The following is a 23,538-nucleotide window of genomic DNA, read 5'->3' as shown; positions in this document are numbered from 1 at the left end:
AATGGTGGGGGCCATGAAATCGCGCCCCCGTCTTGATCTGTCATCCCTGAACTTCATCCGGCAGGCCCAGCCGATCTATCGTCGGCTGTTGCTGCTGTTGGCCGCTGCATTCGTGGTGTTGGGCGTCACCAACATCATCACCTTCTACATGCTGGGCCAGACGGCGACCTATGCCGAGGTCGAGAAGCACAGCCACAAGACCCAGATCGAAGGCTGGCGTCTGATCAGCATGCTGACGGATGCCGAGACCGGCCAGCGCGGCTTCATGCTGACGGCCAACACCGAATATCTGGCCGTCTACAACAATGCCCTGACGAGCATTCCGGAGATCATAGACAATCTGAACGCCCTGGCCGGTGACGACCCAGTGCTGAACGAGCGGTTGCTGCGCATCGAAGCACTGTATCTGGCGCGGCGCCAACTGATGGTCGATACCGTGAATATGACCAGTCAGGGCCGCATCGGCGAGGCGGTGGGGGCGGTCCGCAGCGGACAGGGCAAGGCACTTATGGATGCCATGAGGGTCGAGGTTTCGGCCATGTCCGCCATTGCGGACGAGCGAACACGAAATGCGACCCGCTCTGCCGAACAGTCGCGCTATTACACCACCATTTCCAGCGTTCTGGCGGGTGTGATGATTGTCATTCTGGGCATCATCGGGGCCGGACTGGTCCGGCGCCAGATCGGTGACCTGCTGAAGGCGCAGCGGGAAATGGACAAGGTGAATATCGGTCTGGAAGCCGAGGTGCGGGACCGGACGTCGGAACTGGTTCGCGCCAACGAGGAGATCCAGCGGTTCGCCTATATCGTCAGCCATGACCTGCGGGCACCTCTGGTCAATGTGATGGGCTATACCTCGGAGCTGGAACACATCTCCGCACAGGTCGAGGCCCTGCTGGAGAAGCTCGAAAAGCATCACCCCGATCTGGTCGATCAGGATCTTGGCGTCGCCATCCGGGAGGATGCGCCCGAGGCGATCGGCTTCATCCGCGCCTCGACCACCAAGATGGACGGGTTGATCAAGGCCATCCTCAGGCTTTCGAGGGACGGACGGCGCGAACTGAGCCCGGTCCAACTGGATATGCACGACGTTGTTCAGGGGCTGGTGGATGCCGTCGCCCACCCGCTGTCCGAAGGCGATGGCCGGGCCGAGATCGGCGACCTTCCGACCATTACCCATGACCGTTTGGCCATAGAGCAGATTTTCGGCAACCTCATCGACAATGCGATCAAGTACCGCAAACCGGAACAATCGTTGCTGTTGGCGATTAAGGGATGGGACTTGGGGGGAAATGAAGTGGAGTTCGAAATCGCGGACAACGGTCGCGGGATCGCCGAGAAAGACCACGAACGCGTGTTCGAACTTTTCCGCCGATCCGGCCGTCAGGATCAACCCGGCGAAGGGCTGGGGCTGGCCTTCGTGCGCAACAGCGTGCGGCGGTTAGGCGGTTCGATCGATGTGGAATCCCGTCTTGGCGAAGGCACCACATTCCGCATCCGGCTTCCGAAAAGTTTCGCCCAGCGTATCGTGTAAGGACCAGACTATGAGTAACTCCGTCAAAATCGTGATGATCGAGGATGATCATGGCCATGCGAAATTGATCGAGAAGAATATCCGCCGTGCCAATATCGCCAATGACATCGTCCATTTTGACAATGGGGGCGATGGCGTTGATTATCTGCTCAGCGACGAGGTCCGCAATCACAGCTCCATTCTGATACTGCTCGATCTGAACCTTCCGGACATGTCGGGCGTAGATATCCTTCAGAAGGTCAAGGGTGACGAAGTTTTACGCCGTGCCCCTGTGGTGATCTTGACCACCACGGACGATCGGAACGAGATACAGAACTGCTACGATCTGGGTTGTAACGTCTACATCACCAAGCCGGTGGACTATGATGCGTTTGCATCGGCGATCCGCCAGCTGGGACTTTTCCTGTCTGTTATCCAGGCTCCAACAATCAGTGCCGAGTAATCCATCTGTTCCGTCTGCTCTACATCGATGATGACCCCGCTCTGGGACGACTGATTCAGAAGCAGTTCCAACGGGAAGGTCATAAGGTGGATCTGGCTTCCGACGGCGACGTCGGATTAACCATGCTCGAACAGGCTCACTATGATGTATGCGCGCTGGACCACCACATGCCGGGGCGCGACGGACTTGAGGTTCTGCCGGAAATACTCTCGCGCGAAGGGGCACCGCCCGTTGTCTATGTGACGGGTGCACAGGACAGCCGTATCGCTGTGGCTGCATTGCGCGCGGGGGCGTCGGACTATGTGATCAAGGAAGCCTCGGACGACTTTACCCATCTGTTGATGCGGGCGGTGCGCGAGGCGATGGAACGTCGAAGGCTGGCACTGGAGACGGAACGCGCCCAGATCGAGATCATGCGCGAGCGTGATCGCGCCGAGACGCTGCTACGTGAGGTCAACCACCGCGTCGGCAACTCCCTGCAGCTGGTCACCAGCTTTATCCATCTGCAGCGCCGTCAGGTCACAGACGATATCGCACAGGATGCCCTGGCCAAGGTTCAGGCCCGTATCGAGGCCGTCTCGCAGGTGCACCGCCGCCTCTACACATCCGACGATGTGTCGGGGGTGTCGCTGGATGGCTATCTACAGGGGCTGGTCGAGGAGCTTCAGTCGTCGATGTCGGTCGAGGGCGGGCCCGCGCTGAAACTGGCTGCCGATCCCGTGTGGGTGTCTACAGACCAGGCCGTGGCCGTGGGCGTCATCGTGGCAGAGCTGGTCACCAATGCCGTCAAATACGCCTATCCTGAGGGGCAGGGCGGCGATGTGCGGGTCATCGTGAAGCAGGACGATGACCATCAGGTCCTGCTGTGCGTCGAAGATGACGGGGCCGGTATTGCGGGCAACATTCCCAAGGGCACGGGATTGGGCAGCCAGATCATGGACGCGATGGCCACCGATCTTGGCAGCAGGCTTGGTTTTGAAAGCCTGAACCCCGGCACCCGGGCAAAATTGGTTTTCCGGAACGAACCCGTTCGCAAATCGCATCACGGGTTGTAATACCCGCTGCATGAAACTTCAGTTCGGCATTGCGCGGGCGGATATCGATTACCGTCACCGCGCCGCCGTGTTCGGCATAGCCGAGCGCGACGGATTGATCGCCTGTGTCCGCATCACACGTGACAAGGGCGCTTATTTCGACCTGCCCGGCGGTGCGGTAGAAGGCACGGAAACAGAGGCCGAGGCGGTCGCGCGCGAGTTCAGGGAGGAAACCGGGCTGGATGTCGCGCCCGTGGACCGGCTGACCGAGGCGTCCCAGTATTTCGTGCGCACGGACGGAGAGGGGCTCAACAATGTCAGCGCCTTCTGGACGATGGCCATAAGGGGCTCCACACCTGCCAACAAACAGGAACAGGATCACCAGCTTGTCTGGATGTCGCCTGTAGAGGCCCTTCAGGCTGTGCGCCACGAAGCCCACGCATGGGCCATCACCTGCTGGCTGCGTGACCGGCGACAAGTGGTCACAATGGTTTGACAGGCCGGAACGTAGGGACTCCTCGCCCGTTTTCCTTGGCGTAAGTGCCTCAACCGCGAGGCATCAGGACTTAGGAGTTCCTATGGCTGACAAAGATCGCATTGAAGGTGCCGTCAAGAACATCGGTGGCAAGATCAAGGAAGGCATTGGCAATCTGACCGGCGATGAAAAGCTGAAGGCAGAGGGCAACGCCGATCAGGTCGAAGGCAAGGTCCAGAATGCCGTCGGCGGCGCGAAAGACGCGCTTCGCGGCAAGTAAGCCGCCCCGAACACCGAGATTGGAAAAGGCCGCTCCGGAAGGGGCGGCCTTTTTGCATCTCATTTGGTCAGCATGCGCATGGCCTTATCCAGCCCTTCAAGGGTGAGCGGATACATCCTCTCCTCCATGATCTCGCTCAGCATGGATACGGACTGGGTATATCGCCAGTGGCGTTCGGGCAGGGGATTGAGCCACACCGATTTGGGCCATTGCTCGCGGGCGCGCTTCATCCATACGGCCCCCGCTTCCTCGTTGAAATGCTCGACCGAGCCGCCCGGCATGGCAATCTCATAGGGGCTCATGCTGGCATCGCCCACGAAGATGGCCCGCCAGTCGCTGTCGTATTTGTGGATCAGGTCCCACGTCGGAATGCGCTCGGTATGGCGGCGGCGGTTGTCCTTCCACACGCCTTCGTAGAGGCAGTTGTGGAAGTAGTAGAACTCAAGGTTCTTGAACTCGGTCTTGGCGGCGCTGAACAGCTCCTCGCACATCTTGATGTGGCCATCCATCGACCCCCCGATGTCGAAGAAGATCAGCACCTTCACCGTGTTGCTGCGCTCGGGCCGCATCTGGATGTCCAGCCAGCCCTGACGGGCCGTGCCGTCGATGGTGCCGTCGATGTCCAGCTCGTCCGGCGCGCCGTTGCGGGCAAAGCGGCGCAGGCGGCGAAGGGCGACCTTGATATTGCGGGTGCCCAGCTCGACGCTGTCGTCGAGGTTCTTGTACTCGCGTTTTTCCCAGACCTTGACCGCACGGCCATGCTTGCCGGTACCGCCGATGCGGACGCCCTCGGGGTTATAGCCGCCGTGGCCGAACGGGCTGGTGCCGCCCGTGCCGATCCATTTATTGCCGCCCTCGTGGCGTTCCTTCTGCTCTTCGAGGCGCTGTTTCAGCGTCTCCATCAGCTTGTCCCAACCGCCCAGTGCCTCGATCTCGGCCTTCTGCTCGTCGGTCAGATATTTCTCGTTGAGGAGTTTGAGCCAGTCCTCGGGGATATCGGTCGTCAGGTCCTCGCCTGCGCCCACGGTTTCCAGACCCTTGAAGGCCTTGCCGAATGCCTGATCGAAACGGTCGTAGTGCTTTTCGTCCTTGACCAGAACCGCCCGCGACAGGTGGTAGAAGTCGTCCACCTGTCGTCCTGTCACGCCCTTGTCCATAGCCTCCATCAGATGGAGCCATTCCTTCATGGACACAGGAACCTTGTGGTCGCGCAGCGCGGTAAAGAAGGGAAGCAACATGGGTTCAGCTTACCGCAATATCAGCCGTTGGCGAGAGTCATCCGGCGCGGCGCAGGATGAACTCCTGGTCGATCCATTCGCCGACCGGATAGCCATAGCCACCGACCTTCTCGAAACCATAGGCGGCATAGAGTTTCTGGGCCTTCAGATTGCCGCTCCAGACGCCGATCCACAGCGCGCCCGTTGTGCGTTCCTCCATCCACGCCAGCGCTCGTTTCAGCAGTTCGGTGCCAAGGCCCAGTCCTTGGGCCTCCTTGCCGACATAGAGGCGGCGCAGTTCCATCTCGCCTGACTTGGCGTCTTCGTGCGGCAGGTCGTTCGGACCGGCATGGCACAGGGCGATGATCTGGCCGTCGCGCTCGGCGATCCAGAAGACGCAGTCCGCATCATGTAGACGCGGACGCAGGGCCTCGGGGCTGAAGCTCTTCTGGAAAAAGGCTTCCAGATCGTCCGCCGGATAGGGAATGCCGAACCCGTCCACGAAGGTCTCGATGAAGGTGCGGCGGCTGAAGGCCGACAGGGCATCGAGGTCGCGGTCTTCGGCGGGACGGATCAGATAATCACTCATGGCACCAGTCTAGAGACAGTGGTGTGTGACGCCAATGGGGACGGCTTTGCAACCGCAGCGGGTTGCGGGTGTCACAATCGAACGCTAACCATCGAACGTAGGTTGAGGAATCTGAGGGAAGGGTGAGGGGTTCAGCGGCACGGTAAGTCCAAATCGTGCCTGAAGAATCTGCCGTGAATGAGCTTGGATACCCCACACATCACGCGTCTGGGCGACATCGTGCTGGCACGGCATGGAAAGCCTGCGCTGTCGCGCAAGTGCTGGCTGACGGCGCAACAGTACCGTGACTGGTGGGGGCGTTATGATGCTGGCGGTCTGCTTGAAGGACAGGCTGTGCCCCCCGGCATAATGCAAACCGCGCGTGAGGCAGGGACGATCTATGCCTCGACCCTGCGCCGCGCACAGGAAACCGCAGCCGCAGTATCTCAGGGCCAACCCGTTCACACGCATGCGGTCTTCGTCGAGGCCCCCCTGCCGCCTCCGCACTGGCCGGACTGGTTCAAAATGCCGCCGCGGCTGTGGGGCGTTGTGGCGCGGCTGTGGTGGCATGTCTTCAACCATCATGATGGTCAGGAAAGCCGTCTGGAGGCCGAGGCCCGCGCGGGGCGTGCCGCGGACATGCTGATTGAACGGGCGCTGGCAGGGCAGGATGTGCTGGTGCTGGCCCACGGCTATTTCAACCATATGATCGGCCAGCAGCTGAAGGCCAGGGGCTGGAAGCTGGTGGACGATCAGGGCTTTAAATACTGGTGCCAGCGCCGCTTTCGTCGCGCTTGAGCGTATTTCCTGTTGGCAGGACGGGCTAAGGATTGAACCGCCTGCCGCGCGGCTCTAGTTTGCCGCCCATGACCGAAGCAAGCGCCAACACCATTCCTGCTGATCTCAGCTTTGAAGACGCCCTGCAAAAGCTGGAGGGCATCGTCTCGCGACTGGAATCCGGTCAGGCGGGGCTGGAAGAATCCATCACCCTGTACGAACAGGGCGCACAGCTGAAGGCCCACTGCGAGGCCCGTCTGAAGGCCGCGCAACTGCGTGTCGAAAAGATCGTGGTCGGCCCCGACCAACAGGCGACCGGCACCCAGGCTGCGGATTTCGGCTGATGGCCGACGCTGCGCTCGCGCCCCTCATCGGTTTCGACGATTTTCTGAAGGTCGATATCCGTGTCGGCCAGATCGTCAAGGCCGAGCCTTTCCCCGAGGCGCGCAAGCCGGCCTACAGGCTGACCATCGATTTCGGGCCCGATATCGGGACCAAGCGGTCGTCGGCCCAGATCACCCATCATTACAGCTGCGAGCAGCTGGAGGGCCGCAAGGTTGCGGCGGTGGTCAACTTTCCCCCGCGCCAGATCGGGCCGATGATGTCCGAGGTGCTGACGCTCGGTTTCCCCGATGCGGAAGGCCATGTGGTGCTGGTGGGCGTTGATCGAGACCTGCCTCTGAGCGGGAGGTTGTTTTGACTATTCTGGCGGCGAATTCGCCTGAACAAGCTGTTCTGGATCGTGTGGCCGAGGTGGCCGACATGGTCACGGTGGCGCTCGACAAACTGCTGCCGCGCGGCTCCGGCCCCGAGGCGCGCCTGACCGAGGCCATGCGCTATGCGGCGCTGGGGCCGGGCAAGCGCCTGCGTCCGTTCTTTACGATGGAGGCAGGCCGACTGTTCGACCTCGACGAGGGCGAGCTGCTGCGTGCGGCCTGTGCGCTGGAATGCATACACGCCTATTCGCTGGTGCATGACGACCTTCCGGCGATGGACGACGACGACATGCGCCGTGGCCGTCCGACGGTGCACATCGAGTATGACGAGATGACCGCCATCCTCGCGGGCGATGCCCTGCAGACGGTGGCCTTCGAGATCATGGCCGATGAGGCCACCCACGCGGACCCTGCTGTCCGCTGCGAGCTGGTGCGCCGTCTGGCCTTCAACGCCGGTGCCGAAGGTATGGCCGGCGGTCAGATGATCGACCTTATGGGCGTGCGCGACGACCTGGGCGGGGTGGCGCGGATGCAGCGCCTGAAGACCGGTGCCCTGTTCGCCAACGCCTTTGAAATCCCGTTGATCATGGCCGACGCCAGCGATGCCCAGCGCACGGCCCTTTTGGGTTTCGCGCACGACATCGGTCTGGCCTATCAGATCGTTGACGATGTTCTGGACGCCGAAGGCTCGGCCGAGGAAATGGGCAAGGCCGCAGGGGGCAAGGATGCCGCTCTGGGCAAGACCAATTTCGTCACCCTGCTGGGCGTCGATGCGGCGCGACAACGCGTCGCGCATCTGGCCGATCAGGCCCGCGGGCACCTTGATCCGTTCGGCCACGATGCCGACATCCTGAAGGCCAGTGTGGATCTGGTGCTGAAGCGCCGCTCATAAAGCATCGTTTCTGCACACAGTCTTGATACGAACTGCCATCCCCCTTTGCGGGTTATGGCTATTATCGACCTTCGCGTCACAGCCTTTGAAGGCTATTAAGCCCCCTATGCCGAATACCCCTTTGCTCGACACCGTAAACTTCCCCTCCGACATGAGCGGGTTTGATATCCCGCAACTGAAACAGTTGGCGAACGAAGTTCGGGCCGAAACCATCGACGCCGTCTCGGTTACGGGCGGGCATCTGGGCGCGGGTCTGGGTGTGGTGGAACTGACGGTGGCGCTGCACCACCTGCTGGATACGCCCAAGGACATCCTGATCTGGGATGTCGGTCACCAGTGCTATCCGCACAAGATCCTGACGGGGCGCCGCGACCGTATCCGCACCCTGCGTCAGGGCGGTGGCCTGTCGGGCTTCACCAAGCGCTCAGAGAGCGAATACGACCCGTTCGGCGCGGCCCACGCCTCGACCTCCATCTCGGCGGGTCTGGGCTTTGCCGCCGCGCGCGACCAGCAGGGCGGGAACAACAAGGTCGTGGCCGTCATCGGTGACGGCTCGATCACGGCGGGCATGGCCTATGAGGCGATGAACAACGCCATCGAGGCCACCAACGGCCAGTTCATGGTCATCCTGAACGACAACGACATGTCGATCGCCCCGCCGGTCGGGGCCATGAGCGCCTATCTGGCCAAACAGGTGTCGGGCGACGCCTATCAGCGTGTGCGCAACTTCGGCAAAAAGTTCGTCGACCACATGCCGCGCCCGATCCGCGAGACGGCGCGCAAGGCCGAGGAATACGCACGCGGCATGGTTGCGGGCGGCACCTTCTTCGAGGAGCTGGGCTTCTATTACATCGGCCCGATCGATGGTCACGACATGACCCATCTTGTGCCGGTGCTCCAGAACGCGCTGAAGATCACCGACAAGCCGGTTCTGGTCCACGTCGTCACGCAAAAGGGCAAGGGTTATGCCCCCGCCGAGAACAGCGCCGACAAATACCACGGCGTGGTCAAGTTCGACGTGGAGTCGGGCAAGCAGGCCAAGCCGATCTCGAACGCCCCCAGCTACACCAAGGTGTTCGGCACCGAGCTGATCAAACACGCACACCGCGATCCCAAGATCGTCGGCATCACTGCCGCCATGCCGTCGGGTACCGGCATCGACCTATTCGGTCAGGCCTTCCCGGATCGTGTGTACGATGTCGGCATTGCCGAACAGCACGCCGTGACGTTCGCCGCGGGCATGGCCGCTGACGGCATGAAGCCGTTCTGCGCCATCTATTCCACCTTCCTCCAGCGCGGTTACGACCAAGTGGTCCACGATGTGGCCATCCAATCGCTGCCCGTGCGCTTTGCCATGGACCGGGCGGGTCTGGTGGGGGCCGATGGGGCCACCCACGCCGGATCGTTCGACATCGGCTTCATGGGCGCTCTGCCGGGCATGGTGCTGATGGCCGCCGCCGACGAGGCCGAGCTGGCCGCCATGATCTCTACCTCGCTGGAAATCGATGACCGCCCGTCGGCCTTCCGTTATCCGCGCGGTGACGGCGTAGGCGTGGAAATCCCCGAACTGGCCAAGCCGTTGGAAATCGGTAAGGGCCGCATCGTCAAGGAAGGCACCAAGGTCGCCATCCTGTCGCTGGGTACCCGCCTGCAGGAAAGCCTGAAGGCTGCCGAGACGCTGGAACAGGCCGGTATCTCGACCACGGTCGCCGACGCCCGCTTCGCCAAGCCTCTGGACGAGGACCTGATCCTGCGTCTGGCCAAGGAACACGAAGTCCTGATCACGGTGGAAGAGGGCGCTATGGGCGGCTTCGGAGCCTTCGTGCTGCAAATGCTGGCCGAAAAGGGCGCTCTGGATGGCGGCCTGAAGATCCGCACCATGAACCTGCCGGACATCTTCCAGGATCATAACAGCCCCGCCGCCATGTACGACGAGGCTGGCCTCAACGCGAAACACATCGCCGCCAAGGCGATAGAGGCGTTGGGGTAAGCGCAAAACCACTTTTGAAAAGCCGCTCAGAAGTGAGCGGCTTTTTTATTTAGCTAAGTAACTCTAGGTACTTGTGAAGGTCGTCAGCGTTCGAGATGCCGTGATCTATCGCGATAAAAGATAGCAGGGTTAAAGCCTTGTCGGTCCTTGCGGCTGCGGCAAGCTTATGATGACCATCAATCACATAATGAGCCATGCAACGATGATCTTGACCGCCGTCATAATCAGGTTGCTTTACATCTAGAAGCGAAATGGCGACGGCTGTTGGCTGCTCACCTGCTTCAATGCGCTGGACGTAAAAGCTTATCCGTTCCTCGTCGAGTTCGCTTTGGGGATGTAGGGGGATAATAAAGTCGAACGAGAGATCGATTCGCCCTTCATCACCGCTGACTGCCAGACCGCTGATCGGTGTGACGCGGTAATAATCGATCCTAGGGTTGTAGGGCCCACCCTTAAAGGGATCGATACCGATTTGCTCGACTTGCTCAATTGCGAAATAATCGGTGTCAGAACCTACCACGGTCAGGTGTGGAGTAAGGCTTATCAGCACCGCGTGATAGGGACCTGGGGGCATGATTTGCCCTAAGGCTTCGACGATTTCGGGTGAAATGTGATCTATCCCTGTGGCGAGTGTGCTTGTTAGCTCGCCCACTTTAACGCTGACGTTTGACCCCTCGGTACGTTCGAAAAAGAATGCGCATGTCCCGCAAATATTGCCTAACTGAATGGCAGGCTCGCCATTCACAAGAAGGTATCTGTCCCACTCCGGCCAAGCGCTGCCACCCGTGCGCGCAAAGCTGATAGGGCTGGACAGGTTGGATAGTGTCACATCCAACCTGTCGATGATTGACGGTTTTGTAGGTGCTTGGGTCAATACGCCAACGCCAACCCGTCTTTACGCATCTCTGACGCGGCTCCATACGTCCAGCGGCCGTCGGGGTTTTGCTGCATCATGACGTTCTGGTAGCCGCCGAAGCCGCCGTCGGGTTCACCGAGGCTCCAGCCCATTTCGGTCAGGCGGGCCTTGGTGGCGGCGGGGACGCCGCTTTCCAGATGTAGCTTGCCGGAGCCAGCGGTGGCGGGCTCTCCGGTCGGCTCGGTGGTGCCATAGTGCTGCCAGCGCGGCGCATCGCCTGCTTCCTGTGGGGCGAGGCCATAGTCGACCATGTTGATGATGATCTGGGCCTGTCCTTGCGGCTGCATACCGCCGCCCATGACGCCATAGGCCATCCACGGCTTGCCATCCTTGCAGGCAAAGCCCGGAATGATGGTGTGGAAGGGGCGTTTGCCGGGGGCATAGATGTTGGGATGGCCGTCGGTGGTGGCGAACATCTCGCCGCGGTTCTGGAACATGAAGCCCAGAGTGCGGCCCGCGCCGTCATCGGCCACCAGACCGCAGCCCATGCCGCGATAGTTGGACTGGATCCAGCTGACCATCATGCCGTCGCTGTCGGCGACGCTGAAATAGGTGGTGTCGCCCTGCGTCGGGGCATCGCCGGGGAAGACGCGGTCCATCACGCGGTTCGGATTGATCAGGCGGGCGCGCTCGGCGGCATAGGCCTTGGAGTTCAGCCATTCGACGGGCGTTTGGCTGAAACGGGCGTCGGCGAACCATTTGGCGCGGTCCTCGAACGCCAGACGCTTGGCCTCGGCCTGATGGTGGATGGAGGCCGCCGACTGGAAGCCCATGCCCTTCAGGTCGAACTGTTCGCAGATGTTCAGAATCTGGTTGGTCGATAGCCCTTGGGTGTTCGGGCCAAGGCCGTAGACGTCCACGCCGCGATAGTTGGTGCGGATCGGCTCGACCCATTCGGTCTGGTGCGCGTTCAGATCGGCCTTGGTCATCCAGCCGCCGATGCGGCGGAAATAGCGCTCGATGGCATCGGCAATCGGGCCGTTATAGAAGGCATCGCGCCCGCCCTCGGCGATCAGGCGCAGGGTGCGGCCAAGGTCCGGATTGGCGAAAATCTGGCCCGTCATGGCCGTGCTGCCGTTCGGGGCATACAGTTTGCGGCGGTTGTCGTGCTCCTCGATGATCGAAGTATTGCGCTCGAAAATGCCCATGTTGCGTTCGAGGTAATAGGCGATGACCTGCGGCACCGGCACGCCCTGTTCGCACAGCTCGGCCACCGGCAGCAGCACGTCCTTCCAAGGCAGCTTTCCGTATTTCTGGTGGGCGCTCCACCACGCATCAACCGTACCGGGCACGTTGACGGTCACCGCGCCGTATTTCGGCAGCAGGCCATTGTTGGTGCGGCTGCGGACCGTTTCCAGCCCCAGTAGGCGGGGCGAGGGTCCAGAGCCGTTGAAGCCCACGACCTTGCCCTGTTTCGGGTCCCACAACATGCCAAAGGCGTCGCCGCCGATGCCGTTGCCTGTCGGCTCAAGGAAGCCCAGCGCCGCATTGATCGCGATGGCGGCATCAATGGCCGATCCGCCGCGCTTCAGCGTCTCTATGCCGATAAGGGTGGCGATCGGGTGGGCGGTCGCCGCCGCGCCATGCTGGCCCCAGACGGTCGAGCGGCCAACAAACTTCGGCCCTGTAATCCGGTCGCCTATGCCGACAACCTGATCGGGAGCTGTGGGGGCAGGACGACTGCGCGGGGCGGGCGGAGTACTCTGTGCAGCGCTGGCGCGGGCGGGCAGGCTGCCGGCCAATGCGGCACCAGCGGGCAGGGCGGTCAGGAAGGTACGGCGGCGCATCTGTCATCCCCCTCAGGATACTGTTGCGCTATTGGGGGATGAACTTGGCCGTGGCGCAAGTGCCAAGGTAGTGTTCGGCCAAAGAAAAAGGGCCGCATCCGAAGATGCAGCCCTTTGATCCTTTAGGCGATGAAGCCGAAGACTATTCGATGTCTTCGTTCAGCAGGCCGACCTTGAACATGCCGTTTTCCTGCAGGGTGTTCATCACTTCCATGAACTCGTTGTAGGTCACGTCAGCCTGGGCGCGCACGAAAACGCGCTCTTCACGGCAGTCAGCGACAGCGCCTTGTGCGGCGCAGACGTCAGCAGCCAGAGTGGCCAGCGAGGTCTTCTTGTCTGCGATGTACAGGTCACCACCGTTCTGGATGGAGACGTAAACCGGTTCTTTCGGCTTTTCGTTCGAAGCCGAAGGCACTGCCGGCGGCAGGTCCAGCTTGATCGAAACGGTAGCCATCGGTGCCGCGACCATGAAGATGATCAGCAGAACCAGCATAATATCCACGAACGGGGTAACGTTGATCTCAGAATTCTGAGAAGCGCCCTTGCCACCGCCACCAAGCTTCGCACCCATGCGATCTCGTCCTCATCATGGCCCGACCACTGGGACGGGCTGCACTGAAAGTCTGGATATGTCTTGGCGTCGGATTGACGGCTTGTAAACCCGTCATGCGATCCAAAACGTCACAGGACGAAATAAGCTTGCGAATTTAGGGGGTCAAACTTCGCACAGCGGACGAATTCATCCCCCCGAACAATCTTGCATAACTCCGTTATTGAATTTTAAGGGGCTGAAATCAGCCTTTGGCCAGCTTAAGGAATCGCTCGACCAGCGCATTGTCCTGTTTGAACACGCCGGTGAAACGGGTGGTCACGGTTGTGACATGGCGGTGATGCACGCCACGGGTGGTCATGCACTGGTGTGCCGCATCGACCATCACTGCCACACCCTTGGGTTGCAGATGCTCTTCGATGGCTTCGATGATGTCGTTGGTCAGGGTTTCCTGATTTTGCAGGCGGCGTGCGAAGATCTCGACCACGCGGGCCAGCTTGGAAATGCCGACGACCTTTTCACCCGGAATATAGGCAACCCACGCCTTGCCGAGGAAGGGGGCGAGGTGGTGCTCGCAGTGGCTCTCGACTTCGATCTCCTTGAGGATGACCATGTCGTCATAGCCGGTCACGTCCTCGAAGGTGCGCGACAGTTCCTTGGAGGCGTCGGCGTCATAACCGTCGAACCACTCGCCATAGGCATCGACCACGCGCTTGGGCGTATCGACCAGACCCGGACGGTCGGGGTTGTCACCGGCCCATGCGATCAGGGTACGCACAGCCTCCAGCGCCTGTTCGCGGCTGGGGCGCACAACAGCACCTTCGTTGGCGGCGAGAACGGGCTTGGCGGGCGTGGTCATGAAGATTGTTTCCGAGTGGGACGGCGGTCCGTCCCGTGAATAAAGGCGACTAACGCACCCCAAAAGGTTTATCAGGGCGCGCGGACTGTTTATCAGGCTCGCTATATGGGACGTATGGCGCGTCCTGCAAGAAAACTCGCAAAAGACTTTACGACTAATGGCCCTGCATATCTATGACACCCTGCGCCGTGAAAAGCGCCTGTTCGAACCGCGCGATGCGAACCGGGTGACACTCTATGTCTGTGGCCCGACCGTCTATGACTATGCCCACATCGGCAATGCCCGCCCGCCGGTGGTGTTCGACGTCCTGACCCGCCTGCTGCGAAAGACCTATGGCGCGGACAAGGTGATCTATGCCCGCAACGTCACCGACGTGGACGACAAGATCAACGCCAAGGCCGCCAAGGAAGGCGTGCCGATCGGCGAGATCACCAGCCGCTATGAAGCGGCCTATCTGTCGGACATGGCGCTGCTGAACGTGTCGCCGCCCGATATCGCGCCGCACGTGACCGACCACATGGATGCGATCATCCAGCAGATTCAGGCCATTATTGATTCCGGCTGTGCCTATGCCGCCGAGGGCCATGTGCTGTTCGACGTGTCGTCCTATCCGTCGTACGGCGCTCTTTCGGGCCGCAATCTGGATGACATGATCGCCGGTGCCCGCGTCGAAGTGGCGCCGTACAAGAAGAACCCGCACGACTTCGTGCTGTGGAAGCCGTCCAAGAAAGACGAGCCGTCGTGGCCATCGCCGTGGGGGGGGGGTCGCCCCGGCTGGCACATCGAATGCTCGGCCATGATCGAGAAGAACCTCGGCCTGCCGATCGACATTCACGGTGGCGGCATCGATCTGGCCTTCCCGCACCACGAGAACGAGATAGCACAGGGCGTCTGCGCCCACGGTCACGCCCATGCCGACCACGCGCATGACGAATATGCCCGCTACTGGATGCACAACGGCTTCCTGACGGTGGACGCCGAGAAGATGTCCAAGTCGATTGGCAACGTCCTGCTGCTGAACAACCTTGTGAAGGCCATGCCGGGCGAGGTGGTGCGCTGGGCCCTGCTGAGCGCCCACTACCGTCAGCCGCTGGACTGGAACCAGAACCTGCTGGAACAGTCGCGCAAGAACCTCGACCGTCTGTACGGCGTGCTGCGCGATGCTGACGCCAAGCTGGGCGACTTTGACTATGCCTCGCTGGAAGAGGCGGAGATGGAGCTGGCCGAGCAGGAGCTGAACCCGCTGCTCGACGCGCTGGAAGACGACCTGAACACGCCGGGTGCCATCGCCCAGCTGTTCGCCCTCGGCAATGCCCTGCGCGATCTGCTGAACGATGCCGAGGCTGACATCAACGATGTGGCCATGGCCCGCTGGACCCTGCGCGAAGGTGCGGACCTGCTGGGCGTGCTGGCCATGACGCCGGAGCAGTGGTTCACCGGCGGCGACGACGACCTGAAGACGGAAGTCGAAGCCCTGCTGGAGCAACGCGCCGCCGCCCGCGCCGAAAAGAACTGGGCCGAGGCCGACCGCATCCGCGACCGCCTGAACGAACTGAATGTCGTGGTGATGGACGGCCCGACCGGCGCGACGTGGCGCATGAAGAGCTAAGGCTCACGGCCCTGGCCTGAGATAGATACGGCGCGGCGGATCATCGTCGCGCCGTTTTCTTTAGGGCTCCCATGTCTGCGGGATATCCCGTGATGGCTGTGAATGCTTCATTCCGCGTGAAATCTGGGATGGAGGTATTCGATGCGTTATCAGGCAATGGTGGTCGTGGCTGGCGTTCTGGCTCTGGCCGCCTGCAAGGCTCCCGAAGGGGCAGCCCCCGAGGCCAAGGCCCAAAAGACCCTCGGTGAGGTGATGGCTGCGGAATATCCGCAGGCGATGGAGACCTGGAAGGGCTATGCCGAGCGCCGCGCGGAAGAGGGGCATGAATGGATCCCGACGCTGGCTGTGACCAGCGGCCCGCTGGTTCCGGTGACGCTGGGCGATAAGTCCTATCTCAAGGGCTATGCCTGTGCGAACGGCGAGCCTGCCTGTGACGAAAGCCGCGTCGTCTTCCTGATGGCACCGGACCAGTCGCGCATTTTTGGCTATGGCGAGTTCAACCTGTCGAATGGCAACAGCTCGCAGCGCATTCTGGGTGCGGCCAATGGCGAGGAACTGCGCTGCCTGCGCTTCTTCTTGGCCGACAAGACGGGCGCGACCAGCTGCTGATCCGTCAGGTTCAGGTCACCTAATTCAAAGCCCCGCACACCGATGCGGGGCTTTTTATTTGCAGATAATCGTTCAAATATTTCAGGGCCGAGAAATAATCTTGAGGCGTAGCCCGATAAATATTTTCAAATAATTCTATCTTTCTGAAAATAGGGAGCGTACAAGGATTGTGTCGAATATCTCTGCGCAACGCTCTATCTTTTATGCAACGCATTGAGATCTTCCGTTTCCATAGACCCGACTGCCCTTAGGACTTTTCCAAGGGGTCACTTTTACGGAGGTCATGGAAATGGCTACTGGTATTGTTAAGTGGTATAACTCCACTAAAGGTTTTGGCTTTATTGCTCCGGACCAAGGCGGCGGTGACGTGTTCGTTCACGCCTCGGCTCTCGAACGTGCAGGCATGCACGGTCTGAGCGAAGGCCAAGCCGTGTCTTACGAGCTGGAGCGCGACCAGCGCTCGGGCAAGACCTCGGCCGGCTCGCTGCAAGCGGCCTAAGCTACAAGTCTCGACTATTGCAGACCGTCCGGTGCCGTTCGGTCGGGCAATAGTTCAGGAAGAGCCCCGCAGGAAACTGCGGGGCTTTTTCTGTCGCGCCCGGCTCAAGTCGGTGCCGTGCTCTATTGGACCTTGCCGAGCGCGATTTCGTTATCCAGCCACTGGTTGATGGCGTTGGGCAGGTGGGGCGACAGCTTCATCTGGCCGAACTTGTGTTCGCCCGGTTCGAGACCTTCGCCATACAGGAAGAAATGCTCTTCTTCGGGCAGGACCGACACCGTCAGGCGCGAGGCGGGGTTTCGGTTCACGATATAGGGCTGGACGTTGATCGCGGGCGAGGTGGCCGGATCGATACCGCCCCAGACTGCCAGAACCGGATCGGTGACCTTGGCAAAGACCGGCATCGGGTCGTGGGCGAGGAAGACCTGCATCTCGGGGCTGGCCATACGGTCGGTAAAGCCTTCGAGGTTTTCGGCGATTTCCTCTTCGCTCGCCCCTGCTTCCTTGAACAGGTTGCAGACGGCGGCTTCGACGGCGGCGCGGTCGCCGGAAATGGAGGCATCGACCACGCTGTTGAAGGCGGCGCGGATGACGGCTTGCTGCTGCGGCGTATGCTCGGTCCAGCGGTCGGGATTGGCTTGCTGGTCCACCCAGACCGTCCGGCCGTCAAGGCCCACGGCCCCCATGACCACCACGAAGTCCAGCGGTTCGTCACGCTGGGTCCAGACCTCGGTGACGATCATACTGCCCTCGGAGTGGCCGAGGATGCCCAGCGGCAGACCCTGAACCTCGGGGCGGCTGGCCATGTGATCGACCACGGCAACGATCTGGGGAATGCGCTGCTTGAAATGCCGGATGCGCTCGCCCGTGGACTGGCTCACGCCGGAGTTGTCGATACGCACCGTGGCGATGCCCCTTTCCGCCAGCGCCTCGGCCAGCAGGCCCATGTTGCGCGCGCCGGAGATCATCTGGTCGCGGGTATGCGGGCCGTTGCCCTGAACCAGCACTATGGCGGCCTTGGGCTGGCCCTCGGGCAGGGTGAGGGTACCCGCCAGAACCGCGTCACCCGCCGGAATGCTCACATCCACATTGCGCACCTGAGCCAGTGCGGAGTGGCCAAACAGCATGGCCGCCGCACAACCGGCGAGAGCGATGGCCTTGAACGGCGGACGGTGCGGATTGGGCATAGGGTCCTCTGTGGTTTCAGACCGAAACGGATACGGCCTTGTTTACAGAGGTATTCGATTACCTGACCTTATGCATATTAATGTTATTTAATAGCCAAGCTTGCCCTCTCCGAACCGAAAAGGCCCGCCTCTGGAAAGGGCGGGCCTGATCGGTCTAGCGCGCGCGGCGGATAAGTTCTTCCGCCAGGGCATCGGTCAGATAGCCGTCGGCGGTGCGGCCATTGGCGGCCTGCCAGCGGCGCAGGGCCGCGCGGGTGTTGGAGCCGATAACGCCGTCCACGCCCTGGGTGTCGTATCCCATCTTTGTCAGGGCGGTCTGGGCGCCGATGCGCTGCTCGCGGGTCAGCGGGCCGTCATTGGGCCAGCTGGCCGTCAGGCCGGGCTTGCCCATCACACCGTCTGCAATCATGCCGATCGCCAGCGCATAGCTGACCGAGTTGTTGTAGCGGCGGATCACATAATGGTTCGGCAGGGCGAGGAAGACCGGCCCCCGCGCGCCTTGGGGCAGCAGGATGGTGGCTTCTTCCTCAAGTTCGGCCGCATTCAGTTGCTGGCCGTTGGTCAGGCGTACACCGCGCGATTGCCAGTAGGACCATTTGTGCTTGGGACCTTCGGCCTGGGTGTAGTCAAAATCTGCGGGCAGGGTGACTTCATAGGCCCAGCCCTGACCGCGCTTCCAGCCAGCCTGTGCCAGCAGGTTGGCCGCAGAGGCGAGGGCATCGGCATCCGATCCCCAGATATCGACCTTGCCATCTTCATTCTGGTCCACGCCCAGTTTCAGATAGTTGTCGGGCATGAACTGGGTCTGGCCCATTGCACCGGCCCAGCTGCCCTTAAGACCGGCGCGGTCGCGCTTGCCGGAGACGACGATGTCGAGGGCATGCTTCAGCTGTTCTTCCGCCCACGCCCTGCGGCGCCCATCATAGGCGAGGGTCGCCAGCGAGCGAATGACGTCAAAGTCGCCCTGAACCTGACCAAAGGCACTTTCCTGCGCCCAGATGCCCAGAAGGATTTCGGTCGGCACGCCGAATCGTTGCGGAACAGACCACGGCACGCGGTCCACGCGCTGGCGGGCCATAGCGATTCGGGCCGGCGCGGTCGCGTTCTGGATGTAACTGCCTGCCGGACGCGAAAATTCAGGCTGGTTGCGGTCCAGTCGGATGACGCTGGGGTTGGGGGTCACGCCTTGCAGTTCACGGGCGTATTCCCACCGGCGTTCACCGCCGTGACGGTTCAGGAAATCCTCACGCCAGGCTTCAAAGCTCACTGCATCATACGCCCCTGAGAGGTCGGTCTGGGTGGCAGGGGCCGTGACCGGCGGCGGGGCCACCGGAGCGCGGGTTTCAGCAGACGGAGCCGTGGGGACGGAATCGGGGGCGATTGCCGGCACCATAGGCGTGCAGGCTGCGACCGATGCCACCAACATCAGGCGGAAGGTGATACGCATGAACACTAGGCTAACGTCCTCAAAATTCTCGACCACTCACAAGTGCGCGAAAAGAAAAGCGGTTTCCGTGAAAAGGCTTAATGGCCGTTAAACTTCGGGCGCAATTCCCGTACATAAGGTGTTTCCACCGCCGTGGAGGGCCTGGAAAAAGGCGTCCGGATGTTGACGTCTCGGCCATAGCTCTCTATAGGCACCGCTCCGCCGCGGGTTTGCTCGCGGCTTCGTTATTTTTCCGCCCTCACGGGCCTCCAATCATACGGGACGTCCGACCATGAAGGTCCGTAGCTCGCTGAAGTCGCTCAAGGGTCGCCACCGCGACTGCAAAATCGTTCGCCGCAAGGGCGTTCTGTACGTGATCAACAAGACCGATCCGCGCTTCAAGGCCAAGCAAGGCTAAGGAACGCGAGACCCCGGCGGAGTGATCCTGCCGGATGTCGAGTTGGTGGACCAACAGATCCACAAGGCCACGGGCTCCGGTCCGTGGCCTTTTTCGTATGTAGAATCGGGTCATGGCCAATCCGCTACGGTGTTTTTCGAATCTGTGGGTTGAGCCTTTGGCGCGGGCGTGATTAGTCGCCACCCAATCCTTCTTTTCCGCAAGTTCGCCGGAGGTCCCCTTGGACGACGCATCCTTCGAAAACCCAGACGTCATGACCGCCGCGGCCCAGGGCCGTCTGCGTACCATCATCGAGCGCATCGAGCGTCTCGAAGAAGACAAGAAAGCCGTCATGGAAGACATGAAGGAGGTCTTCGCCGAGGCCAAGGGTGAGGGCTATGACGTGAAGGTCCTTCGCAAGGTCATCCGCATCCGCAAGCAGGACCGCGCCAAGCGTCAGGAAGAGGAAGCGATCCTCGACCTGTACCTGTCGGCTCTGGGCGAAGTTTAAGCCCCTTGGGTCTAGGCGACGCGCTTGAAACGAAAGCCGCCACCCAGTCCCTATGAACTCCAGCGCAAGGCGGCCCAGCGGGCCGCCCTGAACGCGCTAAAGCGCGCCCGCCGCTCGGCAGAGAAGGCGGGCGTTTCGCTGTCTGAATGGGAGGACGAGTTCCTGACCTCGGTCAGCGAGCGGGTGAAGGAACACGGCCGTGCCTTCGGCGATCCCGAACTGGGCGCACCCGGTCAGGCGCTCTCGGCCATGCAGGGGCGAAAGCTCAAAGAGATTGCGAAAAAGGCTAACGGCGAAGTCGGGGTGCCGCCCCGACGCAAAAGAGGGGCACGGCAACCGTACCCCTCTCGCGACATCAACGATGAATAGGCCCTACGGCAGTTCGCTGATCTTCATGGCATTCAGCAAGGGCGCATAGGCCGCTTCGCCTGCTGCCAGTCCGACCAGGTTGTCCTGCTCGATATTCATGGTCAGGGCATAGCGGTTCCTGATGGTCCCGATCAGGGTGCCGACCTTGCCGCCCGCATCCTTGGCCTCGACCTCGATCGAATAGCGCAGGCCGTTGCTTTCCTTGACGGTGGACAGGAAGTCCGGACCGCCCAGTTCTTCCAGAGAGGCGGGGGCAGCCTTGGCCATTTCCGCGACGCCCTCGGTCATCTGAAGAGCGGTCGTGGCGGCTTGCAGGGGAAGGCTGCGGCCCATCTCGGCCATCTGCTCCATACCGACCGGAACATCGCCCAGCGGGCCCTGGGAATCGACCAGAATGATCGAGGTGCTTTCACCGGCCTCACCCCAGATCATCTCGACCGAATAGGCCTCGCAGTTGATGGCGGTGACGGCCTTGCCACCCATGGGTACGGGCTCGGGCATGGCGGGCAGCAGGGGATGGTCCTCACAGGACGCGGGAAGGGCCGCAGCCTGCTGGGTCGCGGTCTCGCTGCTGGCGGTACCCGGTGACTGGCCACAGGCGACGAGAGCCAGTGCTGTGGTCATGGCGGTGTAGGCTGATAGTTTCAAAAACCCCTCCTGAACTGAACAACGGCAGAGGTTTCAGCATGCTTCGCCGCTTGTGCCAAATCAAAGAACCATGTCACTTGGGCTCCAAAGAGGAATCCGATGAACACCATTTTCCGTGGCTTCAAAAAGGTTCTGGATTTCAAGGGGCGTGATCGCCGTTCCTCGTTCTGGCCCTATGCAGGGGTCATCATCGCGGGCGGCGTCGTGGCGACGGTCGTCGCCATGGTTCCGGCGGCTGTCCGGATGTTCAACCAGACACTGGCCTTCGCCGAAGCCAACCCGGACAAGGCGACCATCACTCGTACCCCGACCAGTGTCCATGTCCGGATACATGATCCGACGGGCATGTCGGCGATGGATGTCGTCAGCATGGTGTGGCCCATGTCGCTGGTGTTGGTGGTGATGGCGCTATTGCTGGCGGCGGCGATCACGCGCCGACTGCATGATCGTGGACTGTCCGGTTTCTGGGCCCTGATTCCCCTCGCGTTCTACGGCTTTGGTTTGGCGTCCTGGGCGCGTCTCATGTCGTCCGCCTTCACGCAAACCGCAGACGCCGCGCCGTTCATTGTCGACTTCATGCTCACCATGCTCGTCGTGCTTCTGGGCCAACTGTCGATGATCGTCATGATGATAATGCTGGCCCTGAAAGGAAAAACCGGTCCCAACCGCTATGGGTCGGAACCGGTTTGAAGTTTCGGGGAGGGGAGGCGGAGCTAGCCCGCTTCCTTGATGTGGTCCTCAAGGCCCTGTTCGCGCACCTTGCGGTACAGGGTCGAGCGCCCGATGCCGAGACGGCGGGCGATTTCGGACATGTGGCCCGAATAGACCTCGATGGCGTGCTGGATCAGGTCGCGTTCGATCTCTTCCAGCGTGCGGACGTGGCCGCGCTCGTCGGTGATGCGGATAGGGCTGTCCGGTGCAGGCGTGGACGCCGCAACATTTTGGTCCTGTGTTCCATCGGCTTCGCCATCCGGACCGGTCGCCACGATTGAAGGCACTTCCAGAGGCGCGGCGATACCGGATATCGCGGGGAAATCGTGCGGTTGCAGCATGGGCGAGTCGGCCAGCACCAGCGCGCGGTAGATGGTGTTCTCCAACTGCCGCACATTGCCGGGCCAGTCATAGGCCTGAAGCAGGGCCATCGTCTCGGGCGAGCAACCGACGATGCGCTTGCTCTCCTCGATGTTGAAGCGGGTGATGAAGTGGTCGATCAGGGCCGGAATGTCCTCGCGGCGCTCGCGCAGGGCAGGAGCCTCGATCGGGAAGACGTTCAGGCGATAGAACAGGTCTTCGCGGAAAGCACCTTCCTTCACCTGTTGGGCCGGATCGCGATTGGTGGCCGAGACGATGCGGACATCGACCTTTACGGGGCGCTTGCCGCCCACCGGATCGACCTCGCCCTCTTGCAGGGCGCGCAACAGCTTGACCTGGATGTCCAGCGGCAGTTCGCCGATCTCATCGAGGAACAGGGTGCCGCCGTTGGCCTCCACGAACTTGCCCGCATGCTTTTCATGCGCGCCGGTGAAGGCTCCCTTTTCGTGGCCGAACAGGATGGATTCCACCAGATTGGCGGGCAGGGCACCGCAGTTCACGGCCACGAAGGGCTTGCCCGCGCGGGGGCTGGCCCCGTGCAGGGCGCGGGCGATGACTTCCTTACCCACGCCGCTTTCGCCGGTGATCAGGACGGGAATGGACGACTTGGCCGCGCGGGCGCCCAGCGCCTTGACCATACGTATGGGCGGGCTGTCGCCGACGATGTCGTCAAAGCTGGTGCGTCCGGTGCTGCGCTTCTTCAGACGGCCGATCTCGGCGGTCAGCTGGGTCATTTGCAGGGCGTTGCGGACACCCACCAAAAGGCGCTCAGGGCCGACGGGCTTGATGAAGAAGTCCTGGGCACCGGCCTGCATGGCCCGCACGACGGTTTCGATGCCGCCATTGGCCGTCAGAACGATCACGGGTGTGTTGACGCCTGCCGTACGCAACTCGGCCAGTGTTTCCAGACCGGAAGGGCCGCCCGGCATTACAAGGTCCAGCAGCACCACATCGGCACTACCACCCTTGGTCAGCCTGTCGATGGCTTCGCCACCGTTTTCGGCATGGACAACAGCATAGCCTTCGCGCTCCAGAACGGCCTGAATCAGGCGTCTCTGGGTCGGATCGTCATCGACGACCAGAACGGTCTTGGCCATATGGACACCCCTTGGACTTCGCCACTAGACCGTCCTCTTTTAGGAGCAGGACGGTTA

27 protein-coding genes are annotated in these 23,538 nt (G+C 61.5%); 17 read left to right on the top strand and 10 right to left on the bottom strand.

The genetic code is table 11. From position 1 onward, the window contains the following. Window positions 1–13 precede the first annotated feature (13 nt). The 5 genes from B3H86_RS02790 (at window position 14) to B3H86_RS02770 (ending at window position 3,765) form a co-directional block, all read left to right on the top strand. Window positions 14–1,534, top strand: a complete 1,521-nt coding sequence (locus B3H86_RS02790) for a sensor histidine kinase (RefSeq protein ID WP_292051043.1) — start codon at window positions 14–16, stop codon at window positions 1,532–1,534. 10 nt (window positions 1,535–1,544) lie between these two features. After that, window positions 1,545–1,976, top strand: a complete 432-nt coding sequence (locus B3H86_RS02785; protein ID WP_292051041.1) for a response regulator — start codon at window positions 1,545–1,547, stop codon at window positions 1,974–1,976. Next, the gene (locus B3H86_RS02780; RefSeq protein WP_312820859.1) at window positions 1,976–3,031 is read left to right on the top strand and encodes a sensor histidine kinase; all 1,056 of its coding nucleotides are present in this window, start codon (window positions 1,976–1,978) and stop codon (window positions 3,029–3,031) included. Before B3H86_RS02785 ends, B3H86_RS02780 begins: the two co-directional genes overlap by 1 nt. Window positions 3,032–3,041: 10 nt before the next feature. Next, window positions 3,042–3,506 (top strand): NUDIX domain-containing protein, encoded by a 465-nt coding sequence (locus B3H86_RS02775; RefSeq protein ID WP_292051040.1) that lies wholly within the window; start codon window positions 3,042–3,044, stop codon window positions 3,504–3,506. An 82-nt stretch (window positions 3,507–3,588) separates the two neighbouring features. Next, window positions 3,589–3,765, top strand: coding sequence for a CsbD family protein (locus tag B3H86_RS02770; RefSeq protein ID WP_292051039.1), 177 nt, complete (start codon window positions 3,589–3,591; stop codon window positions 3,763–3,765). A 59-nt stretch (window positions 3,766–3,824) separates the two neighbouring features. Here the strand turns inward: B3H86_RS02770 and B3H86_RS02765 are convergent, their stop codons facing one another. Continuing rightward, a complete protein-coding gene (locus tag B3H86_RS02765; protein WP_292051038.1) occupies window positions 3,825–5,003 on the bottom strand; it encodes a vWA domain-containing protein in 1,179 nt (392 codons plus the stop codon). Window positions 5,004–5,040: 37 nt separating this feature from the next. Next, entirely contained in the window at window positions 5,041–5,571 is a 531-nt protein-coding gene (locus B3H86_RS02760; RefSeq protein WP_292051037.1) for a GNAT family N-acetyltransferase, read from the bottom strand. Between the two features lie 183 nt (window positions 5,572–5,754). On the opposite strand from B3H86_RS02760, the gene B3H86_RS02755 reads away from it, so the two are divergent. From B3H86_RS02755 to dxs, 5 genes are all read left to right on the top strand, one after another. Then, on the top strand, window positions 5,755–6,348 hold the full coding sequence (locus B3H86_RS02755) for a histidine phosphatase family protein (protein WP_292051036.1): 594 nt from the start codon (window positions 5,755–5,757) through the stop codon (window positions 6,346–6,348). Window positions 6,349–6,416: 68 nt separating this feature from the next. Then, window positions 6,417–6,671, top strand: coding sequence for an exodeoxyribonuclease VII small subunit (locus tag B3H86_RS02750; protein ID WP_292051035.1), 255 nt, complete (start codon window positions 6,417–6,419; stop codon window positions 6,669–6,671). Continuing rightward, window positions 6,671–7,027 carry a tRNA-binding protein gene (locus B3H86_RS02745; RefSeq protein ID WP_292051034.1) on the top strand — a complete coding sequence of 119 codons (357 nt, stop codon included), beginning with the start codon at window positions 6,671–6,673 and terminating at the stop codon, window positions 7,025–7,027. Before B3H86_RS02750 ends, B3H86_RS02745 begins: the two co-directional genes overlap by 1 nt. A gap of 62 nt (window positions 7,028–7,089) precedes the next feature. Beyond that, on the top strand, window positions 7,090–7,935 hold the full coding sequence (locus B3H86_RS02740) for a polyprenyl synthetase family protein (protein WP_409450225.1): 846 nt from the start codon (window positions 7,090–7,092) through the stop codon (window positions 7,933–7,935). Window positions 7,936–8,041: 106 nt separating this feature from the next. Further along, a complete protein-coding gene (dxs, locus tag B3H86_RS02735) occupies window positions 8,042–9,925 on the top strand; it encodes a 1-deoxy-D-xylulose-5-phosphate synthase (protein ID WP_292051032.1) in 1,884 nt (627 codons plus the stop codon). Between the two features lie 49 nt (window positions 9,926–9,974). On the opposite strand, the gene B3H86_RS02730 is transcribed toward dxs, so the two are convergent. From B3H86_RS02730 to folE, 4 genes are all read right to left on the bottom strand, one after another. Then, on the bottom strand, window positions 9,975–10,799 hold the full coding sequence (locus tag B3H86_RS02730; RefSeq protein WP_292051031.1) for a hypothetical protein: 825 nt from the start codon (window positions 10,797–10,799) through the stop codon (window positions 9,975–9,977). Beyond that, window positions 10,796–12,628 carry a gamma-glutamyltransferase family protein gene (locus tag B3H86_RS02725; RefSeq protein ID WP_292051030.1) on the bottom strand — a complete coding sequence of 611 codons (1,833 nt, stop codon included), beginning with the start codon at window positions 12,626–12,628 and terminating at the stop codon, window positions 10,796–10,798. Before B3H86_RS02725 ends, B3H86_RS02730 begins: the two co-directional genes overlap by 4 nt. Before the next feature lie 142 nt (window positions 12,629–12,770). Then, complete coding sequence (locus tag B3H86_RS02720) at window positions 12,771–13,199, bottom strand: biopolymer transporter ExbD (RefSeq protein ID WP_292051029.1); 429 nt, start codon at window positions 13,197–13,199, stop codon at window positions 12,771–12,773. Window positions 13,200–13,422: 223 nt separating this feature from the next. Then, entirely contained in the window at window positions 13,423–14,037 is a 615-nt protein-coding gene (folE, locus tag B3H86_RS02715) for a GTP cyclohydrolase I FolE (protein WP_292051028.1), read from the bottom strand. 157 nt (window positions 14,038–14,194) lie between these two features. On the opposite strand from folE, the gene cysS reads away from it, so the two are divergent. The 3 genes from cysS to B3H86_RS02700 all read left to right on the top strand — a co-directional run bounded on the left by cysS (window position 14,195) and on the right by B3H86_RS02700 (window position 16,754). Further along, window positions 14,195–15,646 carry a cysteine--tRNA ligase gene (cysS, locus tag B3H86_RS02710; RefSeq protein ID WP_292051027.1) on the top strand — a complete coding sequence of 484 codons (1,452 nt, stop codon included), beginning with the start codon at window positions 14,195–14,197 and terminating at the stop codon, window positions 15,644–15,646. Between the two features lie 141 nt (window positions 15,647–15,787). Further along, complete coding sequence (locus B3H86_RS02705; RefSeq protein WP_292051026.1) at window positions 15,788–16,255, top strand: hypothetical protein; 468 nt, start codon at window positions 15,788–15,790, stop codon at window positions 16,253–16,255. Between the two features lie 289 nt (window positions 16,256–16,544). Next, a complete protein-coding gene (locus B3H86_RS02700) occupies window positions 16,545–16,754 on the top strand; it encodes a cold-shock protein (RefSeq protein WP_292051025.1) in 210 nt (69 codons plus the stop codon). Between the two features lie 122 nt (window positions 16,755–16,876). Here B3H86_RS02700 and B3H86_RS02695 read toward each other — a convergent pair whose 3' ends face one another. Together B3H86_RS02695 and B3H86_RS02690 are read right to left on the bottom strand one after the other, a co-directional pair. Further along, entirely contained in the window at window positions 16,877–17,941 is a 1,065-nt protein-coding gene (locus tag B3H86_RS02695) for an alpha/beta hydrolase (protein WP_292051024.1), read from the bottom strand. A gap of 154 nt (window positions 17,942–18,095) precedes the next feature. Next, window positions 18,096–19,388 carry a lytic murein transglycosylase gene (locus B3H86_RS02690; RefSeq protein WP_292051023.1) on the bottom strand — a complete coding sequence of 431 codons (1,293 nt, stop codon included), beginning with the start codon at window positions 19,386–19,388 and terminating at the stop codon, window positions 18,096–18,098. Between the two features lie 271 nt (window positions 19,389–19,659). Here B3H86_RS02690 and ykgO point away from each other — a divergent pair, with 271 nt between their 5' ends. From ykgO to B3H86_RS02675, 3 genes are all read left to right on the top strand, one after another. Further along, window positions 19,660–19,785 carry a type B 50S ribosomal protein L36 gene (gene ykgO, locus B3H86_RS02685; protein WP_003165750.1) on the top strand — a complete coding sequence of 42 codons (126 nt, stop codon included), beginning with the start codon at window positions 19,660–19,662 and terminating at the stop codon, window positions 19,783–19,785. A gap of 253 nt (window positions 19,786–20,038) precedes the next feature. Further along, window positions 20,039–20,275, top strand: coding sequence for a DUF2312 domain-containing protein (locus tag B3H86_RS02680; RefSeq protein ID WP_242914072.1), 237 nt, complete (start codon window positions 20,039–20,041; stop codon window positions 20,273–20,275). Window positions 20,276–20,299: 24 nt separating this feature from the next. After that, window positions 20,300–20,644 carry a hypothetical protein gene (locus tag B3H86_RS02675; RefSeq protein ID WP_292051021.1) on the top strand — a complete coding sequence of 115 codons (345 nt, stop codon included), beginning with the start codon at window positions 20,300–20,302 and terminating at the stop codon, window positions 20,642–20,644. Between the two features lie 3 nt (window positions 20,645–20,647). Here B3H86_RS02675 and B3H86_RS02670 read toward each other — a convergent pair whose 3' ends face one another. Continuing rightward, entirely contained in the window at window positions 20,648–21,292 is a 645-nt protein-coding gene (locus B3H86_RS02670; RefSeq protein WP_292051020.1) for a hypothetical protein, read from the bottom strand. Between the two features lie 99 nt (window positions 21,293–21,391). On the opposite strand from B3H86_RS02670, the gene B3H86_RS02665 reads away from it, so the two are divergent. After that, window positions 21,392–21,982 (top strand): DUF805 domain-containing protein, encoded by a 591-nt coding sequence (locus B3H86_RS02665; protein ID WP_292051019.1) that lies wholly within the window; start codon window positions 21,392–21,394, stop codon window positions 21,980–21,982. Between the two features lie 23 nt (window positions 21,983–22,005). On the opposite strand, the gene B3H86_RS02660 is transcribed toward B3H86_RS02665, so the two are convergent. Beyond that, a complete protein-coding gene (locus B3H86_RS02660; protein WP_292051018.1) occupies window positions 22,006–23,481 on the bottom strand; it encodes a sigma-54-dependent transcriptional regulator in 1,476 nt (491 codons plus the stop codon). Between the last annotated feature and the right edge of the window lie 57 nt (window positions 23,482–23,538).

Origin of the sequence: Brevundimonas sp. UBA5866 (assembly GCF_002432125.1) — a bacterium.
Classification (GTDB): domain Bacteria; phylum Pseudomonadota; class Alphaproteobacteria; order Caulobacterales; family Caulobacteraceae; genus Brevundimonas.
The sequence above is the reverse complement of the archived record's forward strand: the minus strand, read 5'-3'. Positions and strand labels throughout refer to the sequence as shown.

Excerpts from the sequence above, each read along its gene's own strand:
- B3H86_RS02665 (WP_292051019.1), top strand. The coding sequence starts at position 21,392 with ATGAACACCATTTTCCGTGGCTTCAAAAAGGTTCTGGATTTCAAGGGG.
- B3H86_RS02745 (WP_292051034.1), top strand. The coding sequence starts at position 6,671 with ATGGCCGACGCTGCGCTCGCGCCCCTCATCGGTTTCGACGATTTTCTG.
- B3H86_RS02790 (WP_292051043.1), top strand. The coding sequence starts at position 14 with ATGAAATCGCGCCCCCGTCTTGATCTGTCATCCCTGAACTTCATCCGG.
- B3H86_RS02720 (WP_292051029.1), bottom strand. The coding sequence starts at position 13,199 with ATGGGTGCGAAGCTTGGTGGCGGTGGCAAGGGCGCTTCTCAGAATTCT.
- dxs (WP_292051032.1), top strand. The coding sequence starts at position 8,042 with ATGCCGAATACCCCTTTGCTCGACACCGTAAACTTCCCCTCCGACATG.
- B3H86_RS02765 (WP_292051038.1), bottom strand. The coding sequence starts at position 5,003 with ATGTTGCTTCCCTTCTTTACCGCGCTGCGCGACCACAAGGTTCCTGTG.
- cysS (WP_292051027.1), top strand. The coding sequence starts at position 14,195 with ATGGCCCTGCATATCTATGACACCCTGCGCCGTGAAAAGCGCCTGTTC.
- ykgO (WP_003165750.1), top strand. The coding sequence starts at position 19,660 with ATGAAGGTCCGTAGCTCGCTGAAGTCGCTCAAGGGTCGCCACCGCGAC.
- B3H86_RS02695 (WP_292051024.1), bottom strand. The coding sequence starts at position 17,941 with ATGCCCAATCCGCACCGTCCGCCGTTCAAGGCCATCGCTCTCGCCGGT.
- B3H86_RS02785 (WP_292051041.1), top strand. The coding sequence starts at position 1,545 with ATGAGTAACTCCGTCAAAATCGTGATGATCGAGGATGATCATGGCCAT.
- folE (WP_292051028.1), bottom strand. The coding sequence starts at position 14,037 with ATGACCACGCCCGCCAAGCCCGTTCTCGCCGCCAACGAAGGTGCTGTT.
- B3H86_RS02775 (WP_292051040.1), top strand. The coding sequence starts at position 3,042 with ATGAAACTTCAGTTCGGCATTGCGCGGGCGGATATCGATTACCGTCAC.
- B3H86_RS02770 (WP_292051039.1), top strand. The coding sequence starts at position 3,589 with ATGGCTGACAAAGATCGCATTGAAGGTGCCGTCAAGAACATCGGTGGC.
- B3H86_RS02705 (WP_292051026.1), top strand. The coding sequence starts at position 15,788 with ATGCGTTATCAGGCAATGGTGGTCGTGGCTGGCGTTCTGGCTCTGGCC.
- B3H86_RS02725 (WP_292051030.1), bottom strand. The coding sequence starts at position 12,628 with ATGCGCCGCCGTACCTTCCTGACCGCCCTGCCCGCTGGTGCCGCATTG.
- B3H86_RS02750 (WP_292051035.1), top strand. The coding sequence starts at position 6,417 with ATGACCGAAGCAAGCGCCAACACCATTCCTGCTGATCTCAGCTTTGAA.
- B3H86_RS02660 (WP_292051018.1), bottom strand. The coding sequence starts at position 23,481 with ATGGCCAAGACCGTTCTGGTCGTCGATGACGATCCGACCCAGAGACGC.
- B3H86_RS02690 (WP_292051023.1), bottom strand. The coding sequence starts at position 19,388 with ATGCGTATCACCTTCCGCCTGATGTTGGTGGCATCGGTCGCAGCCTGC.
- B3H86_RS02680 (WP_242914072.1), top strand. The coding sequence starts at position 20,039 with ATGACCGCCGCGGCCCAGGGCCGTCTGCGTACCATCATCGAGCGCATC.
- B3H86_RS02700 (WP_292051025.1), top strand. The coding sequence starts at position 16,545 with ATGGCTACTGGTATTGTTAAGTGGTATAACTCCACTAAAGGTTTTGGC.
- B3H86_RS02740 (WP_409450225.1), top strand. The coding sequence starts at position 7,090 with ATGGTCACGGTGGCGCTCGACAAACTGCTGCCGCGCGGCTCCGGCCCC.
- B3H86_RS02760 (WP_292051037.1), bottom strand. The coding sequence starts at position 5,571 with ATGAGTGATTATCTGATCCGTCCCGCCGAAGACCGCGACCTCGATGCC.